General features: G+C 35.0%; 18 protein-coding genes and 2 pseudogenes. 13 read left to right on the forward strand and 7 right to left on the reverse strand.

The window, feature by feature from the left end; genetic code table 11:
• The 4 genes and pseudogenes from AC1DVB_RS18480 to AC1DVB_RS18495 form a co-directional block, all read left to right on the forward strand.
• Positions 1 to 104 (forward strand): annotated as a pseudogene (locus AC1DVB_RS18480) (NAD(P)-dependent alcohol dehydrogenase); the annotation flags it as partial.
• 143 nt (positions 105 to 247) lie between these two features.
• Entirely contained in the window at positions 248 to 772 is a 525-nt protein-coding gene (locus AC1DVB_RS18485; RefSeq protein ID WP_057277469.1) for a GNAT family N-acetyltransferase, read from the forward strand.
• Between the two features lie 194 nt (positions 773 to 966).
• On the forward strand, positions 967 to 1,527 hold the full coding sequence (locus AC1DVB_RS18490; RefSeq protein ID WP_057277470.1) for an HPP family protein: 561 nt from the start codon (positions 967 to 969) through the stop codon (positions 1,525 to 1,527).
• A 221-nt stretch (positions 1,528 to 1,748) separates the two neighbouring features.
• The gene (locus AC1DVB_RS18495; protein ID WP_328119622.1) at positions 1,749 to 2,198 is read left to right on the forward strand and encodes a hypothetical protein; all 450 of its coding nucleotides are present in this window, start codon (positions 1,749 to 1,751) and stop codon (positions 2,196 to 2,198) included.
• 162 nt (positions 2,199 to 2,360) lie between these two features.
• Here the strand turns inward: AC1DVB_RS18495 and AC1DVB_RS18500 are convergent, their stop codons facing one another.
• On the reverse strand, positions 2,361 to 2,822 hold the full coding sequence (locus AC1DVB_RS18500; RefSeq protein ID WP_477590376.1) for a DUF2690 domain-containing protein: 462 nt from the start codon (positions 2,820 to 2,822) through the stop codon (positions 2,361 to 2,363).
• A gap of 366 nt (positions 2,823 to 3,188) precedes the next feature.
• Between AC1DVB_RS18500 and AC1DVB_RS18505 the strand changes: the two genes are divergently transcribed.
• The 3 genes and pseudogenes from AC1DVB_RS18505 (at position 3,189) to AC1DVB_RS18515 (ending at position 7,815) form a co-directional block, all read left to right on the forward strand.
• Complete coding sequence (locus tag AC1DVB_RS18505; RefSeq protein WP_477590379.1) at positions 3,189 to 5,447, forward strand: metallophosphoesterase; 2,259 nt, start codon at positions 3,189 to 3,191, stop codon at positions 5,445 to 5,447.
• Positions 5,448 to 5,495: 48 nt separating this feature from the next.
• Positions 5,496 to 5,894: pseudogene (locus AC1DVB_RS18510) on the forward strand (DDE-type integrase/transposase/recombinase); the annotation flags it as partial.
• A gap of 136 nt (positions 5,895 to 6,030) precedes the next feature.
• Complete coding sequence (locus AC1DVB_RS18515; RefSeq protein ID WP_454861350.1) at positions 6,031 to 7,815, forward strand: glycosyltransferase; 1,785 nt, start codon at positions 6,031 to 6,033, stop codon at positions 7,813 to 7,815.
• A 128-nt stretch (positions 7,816 to 7,943) separates the two neighbouring features.
• On the opposite strand, the gene AC1DVB_RS18520 is transcribed toward AC1DVB_RS18515, so the two are convergent.
• From AC1DVB_RS18520 to AC1DVB_RS18540, 5 genes are all read right to left on the reverse strand, one after another.
• Complete coding sequence (locus AC1DVB_RS18520; protein ID WP_454861349.1) at positions 7,944 to 8,606, reverse strand: DUF1796 family putative cysteine peptidase; 663 nt, start codon at positions 8,604 to 8,606, stop codon at positions 7,944 to 7,946.
• Positions 8,607 to 8,635: 29 nt separating this feature from the next.
• Complete coding sequence (locus tag AC1DVB_RS18525) at positions 8,636 to 9,382, reverse strand: sulfotransferase domain-containing protein (RefSeq protein WP_454861348.1); 747 nt, start codon at positions 9,380 to 9,382, stop codon at positions 8,636 to 8,638.
• Entirely contained in the window at positions 9,383 to 10,591 is a 1,209-nt protein-coding gene (locus AC1DVB_RS18530; RefSeq protein WP_477590382.1) for a glycosyltransferase family 2 protein, read from the reverse strand.
• Positions 10,592 to 10,664: 73 nt separating this feature from the next.
• Positions 10,665 to 11,507 (reverse strand): dTDP-4-dehydrorhamnose reductase family protein, encoded by an 843-nt coding sequence (locus tag AC1DVB_RS18535; RefSeq protein WP_454861346.1) that lies wholly within the window; start codon positions 11,505 to 11,507, stop codon positions 10,665 to 10,667.
• Complete coding sequence (locus tag AC1DVB_RS18540; protein ID WP_454861345.1) at positions 11,508 to 12,494, reverse strand: polysaccharide biosynthesis protein; 987 nt, start codon at positions 12,492 to 12,494, stop codon at positions 11,508 to 11,510.
• Positions 12,495 to 13,293: 799 nt separating this feature from the next.
• Here AC1DVB_RS18540 and AC1DVB_RS18545 point away from each other — a divergent pair.
• The 6 genes from AC1DVB_RS18545 (at position 13,294) to AC1DVB_RS18570 (ending at position 18,906) form a co-directional block, all read left to right on the forward strand.
• Entirely contained in the window at positions 13,294 to 13,689 is a 396-nt protein-coding gene (locus AC1DVB_RS18545) for an NUDIX domain-containing protein (RefSeq protein ID WP_477590385.1), read from the forward strand.
• A gap of 272 nt (positions 13,690 to 13,961) precedes the next feature.
• The gene (locus AC1DVB_RS18550) at positions 13,962 to 14,114 is read left to right on the forward strand and encodes a hypothetical protein (RefSeq protein WP_454861343.1); all 153 of its coding nucleotides are present in this window, start codon (positions 13,962 to 13,964) and stop codon (positions 14,112 to 14,114) included.
• A 647-nt stretch (positions 14,115 to 14,761) separates the two neighbouring features.
• The gene (locus AC1DVB_RS18555; RefSeq protein WP_477590387.1) at positions 14,762 to 16,207 is read left to right on the forward strand and encodes a sensor histidine kinase; all 1,446 of its coding nucleotides are present in this window, start codon (positions 14,762 to 14,764) and stop codon (positions 16,205 to 16,207) included.
• Positions 16,204 to 16,890 carry a response regulator transcription factor gene (locus AC1DVB_RS18560; protein ID WP_034307161.1) on the forward strand — a complete coding sequence of 229 codons (687 nt, stop codon included), beginning with the start codon at positions 16,204 to 16,206 and terminating at the stop codon, positions 16,888 to 16,890. The genes AC1DVB_RS18555 and AC1DVB_RS18560 overlap by 4 nt, the downstream gene beginning before the upstream one ends.
• Before the next feature lie 271 nt (positions 16,891 to 17,161).
• The gene (locus tag AC1DVB_RS18565) at positions 17,162 to 17,863 is read left to right on the forward strand and encodes an ankyrin repeat domain-containing protein (protein ID WP_477590389.1); all 702 of its coding nucleotides are present in this window, start codon (positions 17,162 to 17,164) and stop codon (positions 17,861 to 17,863) included.
• Between the two features lie 83 nt (positions 17,864 to 17,946).
• On the forward strand, positions 17,947 to 18,906 hold the full coding sequence (locus AC1DVB_RS18570) for a DUF4822 domain-containing protein (RefSeq protein ID WP_239858248.1): 960 nt from the start codon (positions 17,947 to 17,949) through the stop codon (positions 18,904 to 18,906).
• Positions 18,907 to 18,982: 76 nt separating this feature from the next.
• Here AC1DVB_RS18570 and AC1DVB_RS18575 read toward each other — a convergent pair.
• Positions 18,983 to 20,192, reverse strand: a 1,210-nt coding sequence (locus AC1DVB_RS18575; RefSeq protein WP_477590392.1) for a methyl-accepting chemotaxis protein, incomplete at its 5' end; no start/stop codon positions are given.

Raw genomic sequence — 20,192 nt, forward strand, 5'->3', positions numbered from 1 at the left:
GATGTTATGCGTTTGAAGAATTAGTTCAAGCCCATAGGTATGTTGAGAAAGGACACAAGAAGGGAAATGTCGTAATAACTATGGAACATAATGGGGAATCCTGATGGGTAAAACAACGAAGCCCTTAAAAAGATAAGGGTGTGTTCTTAATTATAAGGCAGCCGGTTTAGGAAGTATTGGATACGGGTGTTATTGAGGTGCGTCGCTGTTACGATATAGATCTAATTATAGCAAAGGGAGTGGAAAAATGTTTCCGATTTTAGAAACAAAGCGGTTGGTCTTGAGAGAATTGGTTGAAGGTGATGCAGCAGATCTATTAAAATGTTTTTCCAATCCAGATGTATTAAGATATTATGGGCAAACTCCATTAACAAATACAGATCAGGTGAAGCAAATCATTAGGAATTTTTCAAAGAGTTACGAAGAAGAACATGGAATTAAATGGGGAATTGAATGGAAAGGAAAGGAGGGCATTATTGGAACGATTGGATTTCAAGAATGGTCTCATGAACATAAAAGAGCAGAACTGAGCTATGCACTTTTCCCAAAATATTGGGGTAACGGTTATGCAACAGAAGCTGTCAGTAAAGTGATTTCTTATGGTTTTAAAGAGCTTGAATTAACGCGTATTGGAGCAATTGTTTTTATTGAAAATAAAGCATCCAACAAATTGTTGATTAATCTAGGTTTCAAAAAGGAAGGGATATTAAGAAATTATATGTACCAAAATGATGTTTCATTTGATACTAATCTATACTCTCTTTTACTGTAAATCCTTAATGGTATGCCAATGAATATTGAAAGGTTCACAGACAAAAAAGTGGGGGATGATAACTGTTTTACGGGAATCAATAAATGAATATTCAGATATATATTTAAAAATTCATTGTTTTCCTGTAAGATAACAATATATAAAAATCCTTTCGACTTGTCGATTACTTAGAAAACGTGAGGAAAATAGAAATTATGGAATTCGAAAAAAGTGTTGAAAAAAGTTGGAGCAATCAACAAAACATAGCTCTAACAGCATATTTAAAGAAAATGAAGGGTGAAGCTAGGGAAAAGGATAGAATTGATTATATCGATTCCTTTGTTTCAGCTATGGGTGGGCTCATTGCTATAATCATTATTAGTTTTATAGCTGTCTATTTAGGGTATCCGATGGCATTAGCTCCTCTTGGGGCGAGCTGTGTCATTGTTTTTGGTGCGCATAAAAGTCTCTTGTCACAACCCCGTAATGTTATTGGAGGACATATTATCTCTACAACAATAGCTCTTATCATTTGGAGCATCTTTGGTAAAAGCTTATTCATTATCGGTCTCGTATTGGCCATTGTATTAATAATAATGACTTTTACAAAAACTGTTCACCCGCCCGCAGCAGCTAGTGCCCTTGTTTCGATCAATTCTCAAGCTGGTTGGGGATTCCTGACTTCAATTGTAATAGGCACTTTATTATTAGTTTTTATATCGATGATTTATAATAATTTATTTCAAACAAGACAATATCCAAAACACTGGTTATGAAAATTTATATCACATGCTTTTATGTGACTGTTTTGGCTCATCCTTTATTGTTCTAACTGCCTTACTTCAATAAGCGGGAAGTTGCTTTTTCTTACTCTAAGAGTTAATAACCTTACTTACCATCTTATTACATAAAAGTAACGTATGATAATGATTTACTAAAGCTTGATGGGCAGTGGTACAGATCTAGCTTTATTGGCCGGTGTTCTTGGGTATCTACCATGGATGATGGCATTCCAAATGCAAAAAAAATTGCTGAGGAAAATGGCTTACAATATGAATTCACGAAAAGGGTGCTCGGAAGCTATCATCCGAATACCGTTCTCGTAGAATTGACAGAGGGCGCACGTACTGTAAAGGTTTTGGCCAGCTCTTTAGGCGGTGGAAAAGTGGAGGTTCAGGAATTCGATGAATATCCATTTAAATTTTCAGGAGAACGGCCAACACTTGTGATCCGCCATTCCGATCAAAAAGGGGTTATCGCCGAATTATCGGATATTCTTTATCAAAAAGGGATCAATATAGCCCGTATGGCCAATGAACGTTCCAAAATCAATGGTGCTGCCATAACGGTTTGTGAAATCGACAATATAATCGAAGACACTTTCTTATCTTTATTAAAAAGAGAGATTCCGATTATTGGCGAAATTGTCTTGGTTCAAACTAAGTAGTTACCTGCAATCGTATTTTCGCTGATGCAAAAAAGCATGGTATGCGATTAAATTCATAAAAGGCATTCGGAATAAATTCTTTCCGAATGCCTTTTGTCAATAAACTGCTGGAATCGACTGTTATAGACGCTTTTTCTGCTGTCAGGACCCCTTTTATACCTATTAATAACGACCGGTGTTCGCAGAAATAATGAGAGCCCCACTTGAAGAATAAATACCTGCTTTGGCCAAAGCATTATACGGATCTAAATTCCATAATTGTGCAGTATAACAGGACGTCTGACCTTTCATGATCCAACCGTTACCACCGGAACTGGCACAACTTGTAAATGCTCTCTTTGTCGTGCCATTAAAACTATCCACCCAAACATTTGCATAATAATCATACGGAGCAGCCGAATAAAACTTTAAGTATCCCCAAGCCGTATGACAATACGCACTTCCTTTTAGCTGGACATATCCAATTTTCACACCGTTTTTATAAATAAATTCTGTTTCATAGGTGATTGGACTTTTATTCACACAGCCTGTCGAATAAGGATTTGTATTATCATAGGACAGGGCATACGTTTTATTCGTGGGTGCAATCGCAAAAAACAGTCCAAAAACAAGTGTTACTGCCAACCCAATATTTAATAATTTTTTTATAATATTTTCTCCCCTTTCCTTCTTCTAGACTTTAACATACAAAAATTGGTGTTTCTGTGTACTTTGGAATCATTTACCATCTGTATAAATTTTACCATTTTATGGGTAGCTGCGTAGTAAAGGGATAGTACTCCATTCCCATTAATGGAACGAATACTGGCCATAGGCCTTTTTTTGATTTATTAATATATAAATTACATTGTTCTTATATTTTATTAATAATGCAAAGGTAGTATTTTAAATGGTACTTACCTAAAAATTTAAAAATGAGGAGGATATTTGTCTTTATTCAAAATGATTACATAATGTAAGGGGCTAAACGATAAGTAGGAGGAATTGATTTTGAAAGCGAAAAATAAATTTGCTGCAATGTTGACAGTTGTAACGGTAGGAGTAACAACTTCTTTATCAAGTGTACAAGCATTCTCGGAATCTTCAAATTCAGAAAATAAACGTAAACCGGAGCTCGTTTTTCCTGTAATCAGTGATGTACATATTGATGATGGATCAACTGCTGATATGAACAAGTTTAGAACAGCCATGGATCAATTAAACAAAGCTGCGCCTAAACAGGATGCTTTTGTGGTCGTTGGGGATTTAACGGACTATGGATACGCTACTGAATATGATAAGTTCTTCTCCATTTATAATGAGAAGAAACAAGCTGATGTCCAATCCATGTTTACAATGGGAAACCATGATTATTGGAATGGACTTTCCGTTGAAAAAGCACAAGATCGTTTTCTCGAGAAATCAGGAATGGATTCCCTTTACTATCATAAAAAAGTAAATGGATATGATTTTATTACGTTAAGTCCCGAAAATGGTAATACGCATGGTTTATATTCTGTTAATCAAATTAATTGGCTAGGTGAAAAGTTAGCTGCAGCAGAAAAAGAGAATCCGGACCAACCAATCTTTGTTTTTCTTCATCAACACATTAAAGACACTGTATATGGAAGTGACTTGTGGGGGACTCAGGAAAACAAAGAACTTTTATATGATACGTTAAAGAAACATCCACAAGTTATTACATTTTCAGGCCATTCTCATTATCCACTTGAGGACCCGAGAACGATTCATCAAAAAGACTTTACGTCTGTTGGCACGTCTTCTGTGAGTTATTTGGAATTAGAACCGGGCAAACTTCAAGGGTTTCATCCAGAAGGATATCGGGATATTAGTCAAGGAATGATTGTAGAAGTATATAATAATGAAGTTATCATTAAAAAACGTGACTTTCATAAAGACGATTGGACAGGAAAACCATGGGTAATAAAAAATCCTTCTAAAAAAAATAAATTTAAATATACAGACGACCGAGATCAGTTGTCACCGTCTTTTGTAGGTAAAGACAAGGCTTCGATTGTAAAAGAAAAATCGACACTAAGAAGTTTAAATGTGACATTTCCCCAGGCGAAAGATAACGTGCTCGTACATTCTTATCACATAACGGCCAAAAACAAGGAATCAGGGGAGCTAGACGCAGATTTCACCGCATTTTCTGAATTCTATCTTGATCCTGTGCCAAAGAATTTAGAGTTCCCTGTAACCGGACTTAAGCCAGGAACAGATTATGAAATTAAGGTACAAGCACTGGATTCATTTAACAATAGCAGTAAAAAGGTGTTACTGGCAGATGGTCAGACAAAAGCACTGGAAATGGTCTCTGCACAAGCTTCTCCATCATTGGTAAMGACAGGTGAATCGACTACACTCCAAGTGAAGATGAAAAACTTTGGAAATGATAGTGTAAAAGGAAAAATTAAAGTTGATGCACCTGAAGGGTGGAGTGTGGAGCACAATGAACTTGAATATGAGCTTTCAGGATCTGAAGAAAAGAATTTGCCAATAAAAGCTATACCTAGTAAAGAAAGTTCCGGTTCTTCACAATTCACGATTACTGCTTACGAGGGAGGCCAAATAATTGGCTCCAAGAATATAAATATATTCGTCAACATGATGGTTGGAGAAAGTTTTGACCAATTGGACTCTGCATTAAAGCCAGCAGTGAATGAAAACATTCCAAGTTCCATTCTCGGTTGGAGCCATACAGCTCCTAACGGCTGGTCGGTTACAAATTGCTCCAATATGCCAGCTGGTACAGAGGAGTGGCAAGGGTGGAGCTTCACAACAAAGGAATTTTGGACAAAAGCGGAAGACCAAGATCGTAGCAAATTTGAACTTGGACAAGGTGTTATAGCAGTAGCGGATCCTGATGAATGGGATGATAACGGTTCACCAGCATCAAAAGGCTTTTTTGATAGTACATTAACTTCCCCTTCTGTAAAAGTTGAGGGTGCAAAAGATCTATACGTAGGATTTGCTTCTCACTATAAACAAGAAGGAACACAAACAGCTGAAGTAACAGCTGTCTTTGATAATGGGGAAAAACAACAAGTTCTCGTTTATGACAATAAAGCAGCTTCGGATAATAAAAATGGACATGTTTTGAATAAGTATGAAGTTAAATCGATTAATGTTCCTGAAGATGCATCTTCTATGAAATTACAATGGAGAATGCATAATGCGAAAAATAATTGGTTTTGGTCGATTGACGATATTAGATTGGATGACCAAATGATCGTCTTGCCAAATTAATGAGAAGAACAGGTGACCATCACTAGAAATTTGTATAAGTAAAAAGAAGACTTTCACTATGAAGTGAACCCAGACAAAAAGGCTGCAAAGCGCTTCTTCAAGAAAGTTTTGCGGTCTTTTCATGTTTCTAAGCCTCGTGTCATGACGGTCGATAAGAATCCGGCTTATCCTATAGCAATTGAAGAGTTGAAAAAAGAGAAAAGCATACCTGATGTTATGCAACTTAGACAACAGAAGTACTTGAATAACACAGTGGAGGAAGATCATCGCTTTATAAAAAGCGAGTCCGTTCTATGAGAGGATAAAAAAGTGTTTCGAACAGCCAAACAAATAATCTGTGGAGTGGAGGTGATGCATATGCTGAAAAAAGGACAACTTCAACAAGGGGGGAAGTCTGTCCAAGGCGATATTGAATTCATACTTAAAATATTTGGAGTAGCATCATAATCCATAGATGAAAGGATATTGAGATTATATGTTTCTAACAGGTCATATTTGCAACAGAACCATAATTGTAGCGACAATAACTTTTCTACATATATTAAAATGAATCACCTATCAAACATTTATGGAGGGAGTCAGTATGATACGCAATGTTTTTCTCACTTTTCATGGTAATAATATAGTAGCTACACAAAAACAATTGTTCTCTAACATTAAAAATACATTCACCATTGAATTTTGGGCAAAGCCAGAAGTAACTCATGAAATTGATAAAGAATCTACAAGAGGTATTTTAGGTACATTTGGGCAACGATTTGCAATCACACCGGTTTATGGTGCATATAGGGACGATGATTCTTCTCGAGCTGGTATTGGAGTGTCTGTGGGAACAAACGGTGTATCCGTATATGAACATACAAAAAATTATTTACCTGCCACTTTAGTTTATAAAGCTTCATTAAGTGGTTGGACACATATTGCAGTTGTTTATAATAACAAAACACCCACTTTATATATAAATGGACAGTTTGCTAGAGCAGGGATAACCAGTGCGATGCGAACTGTAGTTCCTTCCGGAGTTTTTGGAGGAGTTAACCCCTACGGTTTTTATGTTGGTGGTCTCGGAGAAGTACGAATTTGGAGTACAGCAAGGGTACAAAATGAAATCCAGAAAAATATGAATCGAGAACTTACTGGTAATGAAGTAGGTCTTTTTGGTTATTGGAAATTGGATGAAGGTGAAGGGTTAATAACCAAAGATGCAACAATAAATAACAACAATTGTTCTATTAATGGTGCAGAATGGAACACGCTACAAAATACAAAGTCACAAGATAAAAACATGAATATCTTATTTACTTATTATCTTCCAAGTGGAGGGGTTGAAACTCTAAATAGACAAAGGTTTTATGCATTGAGTAAAAAGAATATAAATTGTGATTTTTTATACACCCAAAAGGGAATAGGTCTCCAAAATAAATTTAATTCTTCTATTTTTGTAACCAATGAAGATCATGAAATAAAAAATATCATTGAAAAAGGGAAGTACGATGCCATTGTTGTATGCACAGATCTTACTCTGCTACAAAAAGTAAAGAATTTTGGGTATCAGGGCATCCTAATTTATAACAATGAAGGCTTAGGTGTCAACAAAGAATATGCTGATTATTACTTAAAAGTTCCTTCCACTTCATCCATTATCTCCAATTACTGTGATGCGATTATATATCCGAAAACCCATCATCTAATCGAAGCATTTAAACATAATTTCCCATTAAAAAAACAGTTTTATTTTAATAATTGTTTTAATACAGAAGAGTTTCACTATAAAGCACACCCAAATAAAAATTATCCAATTATTGGATGGGTAGGAAGATTAGAAGGAAATAAAAATTGGAAGGATTTCCTTTTGATTGGGGCCGAATTAATTAAAGAAAATCCGGCCATTCAACTTTGGATGTTCGAAGATAATACAGTAGGAGAAGAGTCTGAAAGAATTGCCTTTCAACAAAAAATTGAAGAGTTAAACTTAAAAGATCACCTTAAAATTTATGCAAATCAGCCTCATATTAAGATGGCCGATTACTTTTCAATCATTGGTGATTCAGGGGGTTTTTTATGTTCAACTTCCAAAGTTGAATCTTTTGGTTACGCAGTACTGGAGGCGCTAGTATGTAAGTGCCCGGTCTTGTCAACAGATTCAGATGGTGTTCGTAATTTTATAAAGCATAATTTAACAGGGAAATTCTATACATTTGGTAATATCAATGAAGCAATACAGGAAGCAAAAGAATTAATGTCAAACACTGTGCTACGCGAAGCACTTAGGAAAAATGGCGTAGCACACATAGTGGAAAATTTCTCTCCTGAAAAATATGCAGAGGATTTTATAAACATGATGCATATTTTAAAAAATCAAATTTGATAAGACTTTGGTAAAGGAACATTTTTCCATCACATGAAAACACCTTAACAAATAAAGCCGACAAAGGACTGTCGGCTTTTGTATGTTAAGGTGCAATGAATGAGGACTTACCTACATTACAGTTAAATTTAGTTTAATTCTATCCCATTTAAGATATATTCCCAAGCAAATTCGTCTCCATACCAAACAACTTGATGATGTGGGCATTCGATTGAGCACACTCCATCAATTCCCCAATTTTTTTCAATCACACTCTCCAGTCCTACTACTAGATTAACAATGAGTATGTTAAAATTTCTGTCAGTGATTTGAGACAAAACAGACTTTAATTCTACTGTGTCTTCATAATTTGCCTCAGTTCTTACAAATAATATAGAATCGCTGTTTGTTATCTTTTCAAGAAATCTGTTAATCCGCATATTAAGTTTTTTTTTATAAGAAGGATATGTTATAGACCAGTCCTCATTTTGAACAATAGGGAAATCATGGACTGACGTAATATTATAATTGGTGTCCTTTACTTCATATGTTTGCCCTTTCTGTGGTTCGGAATTATCATTAAGTAGGTTGTAATGATTTCCCTGTATCAAAGTCATATTTTCAAGTTCCATAAAATCACGCAGTTTATTTTTTAATAATCTATTTACATTTGATAGCGATGGAGACAAAACCCAGTCAAAAGGTCCAGAAAAACTTCTTAAATTCCAGCGTTTAAGATGGTAAGTTGGCAGGCATGATGCACCCAAACTTACCACTATATCGTAAGATCTTTTAATTTCTTGTAAATTCAAGTCAATCACCTCTTTTCTTACAATGGTTATTACCAATCCATATCTTTTTCGTAACCCAGCTCAATTAAAAGTTCCCCAGCTACACTTTTAAATATCGTTTTATTCTCTAAGCTAAATTCTGACTTCCATTGCCCAGTGGTTCCTTTACGGAAAATCCAAAGTTTTTCTGTAACACTATTTCTTAATTGTTCTAAAATCTCATCCTTTTTATGTTTTAAATAAGGTTCATAGTATTCTAGAACTTGATATAATACTTTATCCCTTGTTTTTTCATTCATTAATTCTTCATATTGAATTACTAAAAGATTTTCAGCATATCTCCAGCTATAAATAGGGGAAAATTCTTTTGAAAAATTCAAGGATTCTGTGGAATTGTATTTTTTTTGATCATCTGCTGTGAGTTTTACTCCTGTAATAATTGCATTGATTTGTTCTGACTTGCTCTTTAATGCTTTTAGGTACTTATATAAACCATTACCGTGATCAACGTTAAAAATATAATAGTATAGTGAAACTACTACGTCCCTTGGATCGCGACTAATAAAAATATGCTTAACACCTGACTCATTAATTTTTTTCTCAATTTCCGATAATCTTGGAAGATGTGTGAAAAGTATTTCATTTCTACGTTGGTCCAGTTCCCTATAGTTATCAATATTTATCCAACAATGCTCTTCTTCTATTTTGGGTGCACCGGGTAATTTGGAAATAATGTTTCCAACCAAATGTGTTCCACTTTTAGGAACGGAATGTACAAGTGTTGTAGGAAAAGTCAATTAAATGCCTCCTTGATAAAATCTTTTTAGAATTTCAGAGCGATAAAGTTCATTATAATTCCAATTTTTCATTGTTTCATTTTTTCTCAAATGTGGGTTATTATTTGAGTAATATGAGGAAAACAATTTAGAATTATCTAATGCGATCGCATTTTTCAATGACTTAACTAAGATTTCTAGTGCATATATTGTACTCGGAAAAGTATCCTCTGCAATATTTATGACAAAAGGAGTTTTAACAGCGGTTATCTCCACTTTTAATTTAGATTCAAATTTTTCTGTTGGAATAATAACGATTCTTGGATCGTTAATTTTTAACGTATTAAGTGTGGTTTGAAAATTTTGTGTTAAATCGAGAATGAATAGTTGATAATAATGATAGGTTTGATCAAGCAATTCCTCCAATTTTCTTGTAGTATTATTATTAATTTCTGCTATAGGCAAAAAAATAGTTGTTTCTAAGGGAATATTTAGACGATTACGGGCTTCTTGTCTAGCCAAATTAAATCGGTCTCTCCACCATCTATGCTTTATTATGTTTGTATGCAAGTCATAAGAAATACTCGTTGGAGCGTTTTCTCTGTAATCCATTAACTCTTCTGGTACGTATGCAATATCACATATTTCTGTTAATCGTAACCAATATTCATAATCTTCTACTGGTGCAAAATGGTAACCCCCAATTTGGGTTGCATATTTTTTTTTATACATAAAAGAAACACCTATGAAACAGACGTCTAATAGTTCGTCCTTCTCTTTATTTTGAAACAATCTAAAATTTTCTAAGTCTTTCTCGTTTTGTTTAGGGATCCCCTCAGGAGATATGTGACGAAAACTACTAAACGCAAGTCCAATATTATCAGGTGATTCCATTAATTTGTCTCGAAGAATTTCCACAAAACGAGGATAGTAAATGTTATCGCTTGAGACCCAAGTTAAAAATTTGACCTCTTCTTGAGTAAACAGGTATTGAAAACCAGTATTCAGCGCTTTGCAAACTCCCTCGTTTTTCTCTTTATCTATGATTCTAACTCTGGGATAGTTTTTGATTAGTTCATTTATGACATTACGTGTCGGCTGATCCGCACCATCGATAACGATTACGAAATGAAAATTTGTGTATGTTTGATTAAGGATGGATAACAATGCTTCTCTCAGATAGTTTGGATCTTGATTATATACAGGCATAACAACTCCTACATCTCTCATTTAAATCAACCTCCCAATTTGAGCTGAATTTGAACCGTACCTACCCACAACAAAGCAGGTTAATAAAGAATAACTATTGCTTATACCCATCACGATTTCCTATCCAATCTTTTAATTCCAATAGCATCTCTTGATAGGTAGGAAGCTTGTATTTAAAATCAGTCCTTTTACTGAGTATTGTTCGGTCTTGAACAATACAAGAATCTGGAATGATTTCCACATCCATTTTCTCGAAAACTTCCTGAATTGTTTTTAACAACATAAACTTTGAAATTTTTTTATCTAAGCCTAGGTGGTATAGTCCTGTAATATTTTGTTTAATCATAGTTTCAACTGCCTTAGCTAACTCTAGAGTTGTTATACCATTCCACCATACATTTTTGTAGCCCTTAATTTTCCCTTTTTGTTTCATAAACCATAGAAACAATCCAATTCCATCTTCTTTTAGCTCTGGCCCAATAATAGATGTACGGATGGTTAAATGTTTATCACTGATAATTTCTCCTAATTGCTTAGATTGAGCGTAGATGGAAGTCCCATCTGGAATATCATTCTCTGTGTAATCGCCCTTTGTCCCGGAAAAAACACAGTCAGTACTAATGTGAATTAATTTACCTTGATAATGTTCGGAAAATTTAGCTAATTGATAAGGTAGTAAGCTATTTATCTGAAAGGCAAGTTTCGTATTATCCGTTGCATGATCGTTTAATATTCCAATACAGTTAATAGTAATATCCGGCCTTATAGTTTCTATAATTTTCTCCAACTTCGCTGAATTCCTTACATCTAAATAAATACCGTTATTATCATGTGGATCTCTTGAAGTATAGTAGACTTGATATTCTGATTTTTGTTGAAAAAAAGCAGTAATCACATGGCCGGCCATTCCTTTACCTCCAAGTATGAGTATCTTCAATTAAATAAATCCTCCTTTCTCTAAGAGTTTTTTTAATTCGTCTTTATTCATTAATCCTTCTCCGGAACCATAACTTAGGAAATTTACAGGTTTATATCTTGCATAATGTTCTTTTAATCCTTTAATAGGAATGGAAGGAAGAATGACAAAATATTCATTATCATATGATATGGTGTTTTTTGATTCGTACTCTGAAATAAGCACCTCATGAATTTTTTCTCCCGGTCTAATGCCAAGTATTTCAATCTCTATATTTTCTTTGTTAGAAGTCTCAATTAAAACATCAGCAAGGTCAGTAATCTTACATCTGGGCATTTTCATGACGAATATTTCTCCACCTATGCTTTCAGATGTTGCTTTAAATATTAGGTTAATGGCCTCTTCAAGTATCAAAAAGAAACGAGTCATATTTAGGTCAGTAATACCAACCTTGCCCATTTCTACTATCTGTCTATTAAATACATGAATCACACTTCCGTTTGTACCTAAAACATTCCCGCCACGTATGCAAACAAACTTTGTATTAGTATTTAAGATATTCGCATGAGTAATTAGGCGCTCACCAATTGTTTTCGTCATTCCATAGAAATTTATAGGGTTTGATGCCTTGTCAGTTGAAATATAAACAACTTTTCGAACATTATGTTTTATGGCGAGATCTATCACATTCTGTGTTCCAAATACGTTTGTTTTCAAAGCTTCATTTGGTTGGTCTTCACATACGGGAACATGCTTTAATGCTGCTAGATGAAAAATATAATTTACACCTTTGCATGCAAAGTCTAAGGAATCTTTATCCTTAATGTCTCCAATAAGAAAATGTAATTTTGGATTATAATTAAATTTTTGTTTCATCAAAAATTGGACGGATTCATTTCTTGAAAAAATACGTATTTCTTTTGGATTGAATTTTAACAGCTGTCTAACTAATTCGTGGCCCCATGAACCTGTACCACCTGTTACCAAAATTATTTGATTTTCAAACAATTGTAAAACCTCCTAATAATATTTTAATTAATTTCTCTGATACGTTTGTATTGTAATTTGCTCCATCTCATCGAATATTACCTTTTATTATATGGAAATTTATTTCCAATGTTTATGTCTCTACCTATAAATGTTTTTTTTTGTTCAACCCATATTTCAGCAAAATAAAATCATTTTCTATTTTTTATCATGTCTGACTGATAAAGTTTCCACTTGAATAACTTTTGATTTTCCATACTATCGCGCACTTTTTTTAAAATAATGGTTATGTCCAAGATTTAGAGATTAATTGCTCTTATTGAAGTTTTTGCACCAGAACCGTTTTACGGGACTCTGCCCGTTTATTTTGGACGTTGGATTGACTGGATTGCAAACAAACAGATCATCTTCGGTGATAATGTCTCTTCCATTTGCTTAGGGCTTATCGAAATCCGTTAGGTAGCCTCCATGTTCACCGGATTAACGTTTCTTTTCTTGCGTTAAAAATTCATTGTAACAATATAGATCCCGACCGATGTGTGGTCGAGGATATCATTAAGTCCATTAAACATTTCCCCATTTTCAGTGTATTCCTATATTGGCTTGTATAACCACCTTCACACGAATCCCATTTCTAGGTCGCGAATCAACCAGTTTGTTTCCTATTATTCATATTCAGTCATTAATAAGTCTTTTGATATTCATATTAAAAAGGTTTAGAAAGTGCCTCAACACTTGACCTATTAAGGATAAAAAATCTTAAAGAAAGAAGATATTTTCATGATAAAAGATGGCTGGAGATATGGGGCGAGGGATACATATGAGTATTAGAAACTCAGCAAAAGCTATTATAATTTGTGGAGATAAGGTTTTATTAACAAAAATTCAAGATAATGGGGGGATTTTTATCTTTTCCCTGGCGGTGGACAAGAACACGGCGAAACAATTAAATAACGCATTAATAAGAGAGTGTATTGAAGAAGTTGGAAAAGAAGTGGAAATCGGAGAACTGTTTCATATTCGTGAGTATATAGGAAAAAACCACGAGCATTCTTCATTCGATTTTAATATTCACCAAATTGAATATTATTTTGTTTACAGCCTAGTTAATGAAATGAATAATTATAAAACACCTACCAATCCTGATAGCCACCAAGTAGGGATTGAATGGATACATATTAATGATTTACTTCAATATAGGATATATCCTAAATAACTAAGAAAATATATAATAAAGCATTTTAATAATGAAAAGTCTACAGTTTATTTGAGGGACATTAATTGAAACCCTGTTCAACAAACGGGCGCTTTTTTTATCGTTTTATTTTTCGTTCGAAAATAGTTGACCAATATGAATATAAGGGGATTAATCATGAGTGATTGTCAATGGGGAGAAAGCCAAAAACCTTACGTAGATTAAGTTCACACTGAATTGTTGAACAACGATATTGTAATAGGTCATTTTGGGGGTAACTCCTCAACTGGACAATGAAGAATGAAGATAGATGTTTAATTTGGATTAATCAAAAAGAAGAATGGGATTTTGTCATTATTCTTGCTGCTCATAATACAGCACATAGTGCAGAATTAGTTCTTAAAACCTTTGGAAAAGAAAGTGGCTCAGTGCAACAAATCTTATAATTGCAGACGGGAGAAGCTTTCGAGAAGCATGTCAGAATGTCCAAGGAGAAACTGCATGCTTATTTGTTGTTAGGAAAGGTAAATTTCTTTGGTGGCTGTCGATAGGAGATTGCATTCTCTATTTGTTCCATCCTGAAATTAAACACTAGGAGAATCCCAACAGTATCATAGGAGTTTTTATGAGTGGGTAGGTCAAAAGAACAATAGGGGGTTCTGAATGGTTTCATCCCGAATCCCTCTCATGATTTTGTGAGGGAATGATTACCATTATTTTATAACTATACTTGGTTATACTTCCTGATTTTTTATTCCTTTATATAGCATGAAACCTCAAAAAATTGAAGAAATATGCGTCCCCCCCTGCCTAATAATTGGTTATTCGATACCCCGCTAGATGTTTGCGGCGGGGAGGTTTGACAGACAGTAGGCGGTAAGGAAGCGAATTTAGCATGTTGTTTTTTAAATAAAAAAATATAGATCTAAAATAGAATAGGATTTTTTCCAAGTATTTTAGAAAATTTTAAGATTTGTGTGATATCTTTTTTTAAGTTCTAAGAAAATTATTCATGGAAATGCAGGAACAGCAGATAAACGGTGAACTCTTCTATAAAAGAGAAAACGAGAGATCGATACGGGGTGAAAAATATTTGTCAATTAAAATGAGGTTTCTGTTGTCCTATGTTGGCGTAATTCTTATTTCCATCACTTTATTTTTAGCAGCTGGATTTTTACTTATTTTTGCAATAACAGGTGATGTAAAATCAATAGAGCATCTATATAAAAACTCTTATCTCCAAAAACCTTTGACTGCAGCAGAAGAAAGTGTGTTTCTCGATTTAAAGCTTTTGGCAAAAAATAACCCTGAACAGCTTCTGAACGAAGAGCAGCTGAAGAAGCTTGAACATGGAGATATTGAGATTGTCGTTAGAAAAGTTAATGACATTGAGTATGCATCCCCCGCACTTGATAAGCTAGGCTTGGTTCAATCACTTCCCATGTTCGAAGAAACGAACATCAATACACGGGACACAATCAAAATGAAAGACTCTTTTTTCACTTATGTGAAGTTTGATTTTTATTTTTCGGATAAAAGTGAAGGAAGCATTTTTGTCATGAGAAAGGCAAGTTCCTATGCCGAGCTGATTCGGGAGTCATTTCCCATTTTATTCTTCCTATTGTTATTATTGTTTGTAATGATTATTGGACTTTTAAATTATTTAGTTTCAAGAAGCATCATCAAACCTATCTCAATACTTAAAGAGGGAGCGGAGCGGATAAAATCAGGAGATTTAAACTTTGAAATCAAAGCGACTTCGAATGATGAAATCGGACAATTGAATAGGGAATTTGAGGAAATGAGAAAAAAGTTAAAAGAGTCCATAAACCTCCAGCTTCAGTATGAGGAAAATCGCAAAGAACTTCTTTCCAATATTTCTCATGATTTGAAGACACCCATCACTTCGATTATGGGTTATGTTGAGGGGATAAAAGACGGGGTAGCAAACACCCCGCAGAAAATGGATAAGTATTTATCGACGGTATACCTGAAAGCAAGGGATATGGATTCATTGATAGATGAATTGTTTTTATTTTCAAAGTTGGATTTAAAAAAGGAACTATTCACTTTTGAAACGATCAGAATGGATAAATATTTGAAAGACTACGTAGAAGAGCTTCAACTGGATTTACTTCAACAAGGAATCCAAATTGAACTTCAACAGCTGTATAAACCGATATACGTGTCAGCGGATAGAGAGAAACTGAAACGCGTATTGGCCAACCTAATCAGCAATTGTGTAAAGTATATGAATAAAGATGAAAAACACATTTCCATTTCTCTGCATGAAGGACTATATGATGTAGTTGTACAAGTAACAGATAATGGTTATGGAATAGAACCTTCCGCTTTGCCTTATATTTTTAACCGCTTTTATCGGGCTGAGCAATCTAGGAATTCCCTGACAGGTGGAAGTGGTTTAGGACTTGCAATCGCAAAAAAAATTATCGACGAGCATGGAGAAATCTGGGCTACCAGTGAGATAGGAAAAGGTACAAGTGTTTTCTTTTCCATAAAGAAAGGTGAGGAAATGTGAAAAAGATATTACTTATTGAAGACGAAGTCAGTATTGCTGAATTGCAAAGGGACTATTTGGAAATTAGTGATTTTAGTGTCGATATTCAACATACTGGTGATGCAGGTCTCCAACAGGCCCTTCAAGGAAATTATCATTTAATCATTTTGGACATCATGCTTCCGGGGTTAAATGGCTTTGAGATATGCAAACAAATACGTGCTGTCAAAAATATCCCGATTTTGCTTGTATCTGCTAAAAAGGAAGATATTGATAAAATTCGGGGGCTTGGACTAGGAGCGGATGATTATATTACAAAGCCCTTTAGTCCAAGTGAACTAGTTGCAAGAGTGAAAGCGCACTTAGCGCGTTATGAACGTTTATCAGGAAGTCACCCCAAATCTAATTCAATCTATGTTCATGGAATTTCAATAGATAAGTCAGCACGCAGGGTTCACATAAATGGGGAGGTGGTCCCGTTTACAACAAAGGAATTCGATACTTTAGTGTTTTTTGTCATGCATCCTAATCAAGTATTAAGTAAAGAGCAGCTCTATGAAAATATTTGGGGATTGGAATCGGCTGCGGATGTTTCGACTGTCACTGTCCATATCAGGAAACTACGTGAAAAAATTGAAAGAAATCCTGCACATCCTAAATTTTTGGAAACTGTTTGGGGAGCGGGGTATCGCTTTAATGTTTAAATAGTATATTTTATGACCCGTCACGAAGGTGACGGGATTTTTTTATAAAACCTTAAGAAACTTTATGAATAAGTTAATCATTTTTTAAGAAATTGTTTAGAGGGAGTTTAAGATTAAGCACTAATATAATGGAGACGGATTGAGAAAAGAACTAAAAAATAAAAGGGAGAAAAATACTCATGCAACCTCAAACACATTTATATCACAAGTCATTTTGGTGCATCAAGATGACGGAAAATCGATTTGGGCAGATGAAAGGATGGTGTGTTTCATGTGGAGACGGCTAACGATTGTCATCGGATGCMTATTCATCCTTCAAGGGTGTGCCTTAGATAGCGAAAGAGAGCCAAATAATCAGCAAAAGGAGTCAGGAAAGGGAATGAATGAATTACTGATTCAAGCAGTAGCACGAAAAGAAACGGAAAGAATAAGGAGTTTGATTGAGGAAGGTGCAGATATTAATACACAGGACCCGACAGGGCGAACCGCCACTATGATTGCGACTTATAACAACGATGCAGAGTCTGCAAAAATCCTTATTGAAGCTGGTGCAGACGTCAACATTCAGGATGAAATGAAAAATAGCCCCTTCTTGTATGCCTGTGCTGAAGGTTATCTAGATATAGTTAAACTTACGATTGAAGCAGGTGCCGACCCATCCATAACCAACCGTTATGGAGGAACGGCTTTAATCCCTGCTTCGGAACATGGATATGTAGAGATTATTAAAGAACTCCTAACTAAAACTGATATTGATGTGAATCATGTAAATGATCTCGGTTGGACAGCTTTGCTAGAAGCTATCATTTTGAATGATGGTGATGGAAAACAGCAGCGAACAGTGCAATTGTTAATAGATCATGGTGCAGGTGTCAACATTCCTGATAATAATAATGTGACCCCTTTACAACATGCCCGCGAAAAAGGATTTAAAGAGATTGAACAAATTTTATTAACAKCAGGAGCAAAATAACCAGATTGCGATACTTTCATTTTGTAATGTCAATTGCACCGCTAGTTAATTAGAATCACAATAAGTTATGAGGAGACGAAAAAATGAACAAAAAAGCAAAAATTTCATCATCTATACTACTTGGATTAACATTGGCCCTAACAGGATGTAACACAAACGCACAAGACAGTCATAATGCACAGAAGCAGGAACAAACTGCCAAAGAAAGTAAACAAGAAAATAAGTTAACAGCAGGCCAGGAATTGACTAAAATTCTTAGTGGCACGAATTGGCAAGGTACAAAAGTTTATGATAAGAATAATAATGACTTAACAAAGGAGAATGCTAACTTTATTGGTCTCGCAAAATATGACGATGAAACATCCAGATATGAATTTTTTGATAAAAATACAAAAGAAAGTCGTGGTGATAAGGGAACTTTCTTTATTACCAATGGGAAGATGCGAGTGCTAATTTCAGAATCGATGGGTTACCAGGCCGTTGTTGAAATAACAGAACTGAATAAGGATATGTTTACTTATAAAAGAATGGGTAAAGATGCTAATGGTAATGACGTAGAGGTGTTTGTTGATCATATTCCTTATACGGAAACAGAACTTTCCTTTACAGATCCAGACAAAAATTTGGAAACTTACACAGGGGACGTAGAAACAGATGTTGATGGAGATAAAATTTTATCAAGCACCCCATGGCAAGGAACAGTGGCATTGGATGAAAAGGGAAATGATGTATCAAGCTATAACACGAATTATTTAGGTCTTGCAAAATATGATGATAAAACAAATAAGTATGAATTTTTTGATGCAAAAACCGGTGAAAGCCGTGGTGATTACGGCTATTACGATGTTGTTCACGGAAATAAGATAAGAGCACATGTTTCACTAGGGGAAAATAAATATGGCGCAGTTCTTGAACTTACAGAGCTTAATGAAAATAAATTCACTTATAAACGAATCGGTAAAGATAAAGAGGGAAAAGATATAACGATAACAGTGGAACATATACCTTATGAAGGTGATTTGAAACTAAAATCAACTAAGTAAAATAGTAAGAAAGGGATTTTGCATGAATAGCAAAATCCCTTTCTTGATATAGTAATAGAGTGGTGGTTAGAGATGTTTAAGCGTTAAACCGTTCAACAGATGTTTCCAGGTCATTAGCGAGCTTAACCATTGAGGAGGTGGAGAAGGAAATGTCCTCCATGGATTTGGCTTGTTGATCGGTTGATTGTGCCACTTGCTTTGAAGCCACTGCCGTTTCCCTTGTCAACCCTGCAAAGTCTTCTATCGAAGCATTGATTTCCTGAGAACTTGCTGCCATCTGCTCTGTAATGGCTGATATTTCTTGAATCTGATCACTAACATGCTCAAAAGATTTTATAGTCTGTTTAAAAGTTTCTCTTGTATTCAGCACAAATTTTGTCCCTTCTTCTACCTCATTAGTTCCAGTTTCCATCATTTTCACTGWTTCATTTATGATGGATTTAAAATGAAGCAGGGACTCTTGAATATGGATTGCAGATTCCTTCGTGCCCACTGCCAATTTCCGTACCTCGTTTGATACCACCGCAAAACCTTTACCTTGTTCACCTGCTCTAGCAGCTTCAATTGCCGCATTTAGTGATAGCAGGTTTGTTTGCTCGGCAATTCCTGTAATTACATGTACAATATTCACAATCTCATTTGCTTGATCGTCCAAATTCTTTATTCTTGAACTTGTTTGCTGCATCACATCTTTTACTTGCAGAATTTGATTTGAGAGTTCATTTATATCCTGATTTCCAATGGACATCCTAGTTGAAACATGATTTGTCTGTTCGCTGACTTTTGAAGAAGCTTCGGCAATTCTTTGTATACCTATGGTCATTTCCTCGATGACCCTCGATGATTCTTCACTTCTGTGCAATTGTACTTCCGCAGCTCCTGCAACTTGCTGAATCCCATTGACGATATATTGTGTGGAAGTATCCATTTCTTTGATTTTGTATTCGATATCACTTGATGATTCCATTAGCTGGAATGATGAGCTTTTCATGGAATTGACGATCCTAGTTGTATTGGTGATCATTTCTTCAAAGGATTTCACTAAAACCTTGATTTCGTCGTTTCCCTTAACCCTTGTGTTGCTAATCAGTTTATTGGCTGTTAATAAATCCCCATTTGAGATTTCCTTTGCAGCCAAGCTGACCTTGAGAAGCGGGCTTAACTTTTTAGTCAAGAACCATATTAGTGCACCTACCACGATCGCCATTAAGATTACATTGATTATTATCATCAGGGGCAGGATGCCACCCAGAACCTTGCTGGCCGTAGCATCGACTTTGCTGGCA

The sequence above is a fragment of the Peribacillus sp. P4_D6 genome, assembly GCF_056401795.1.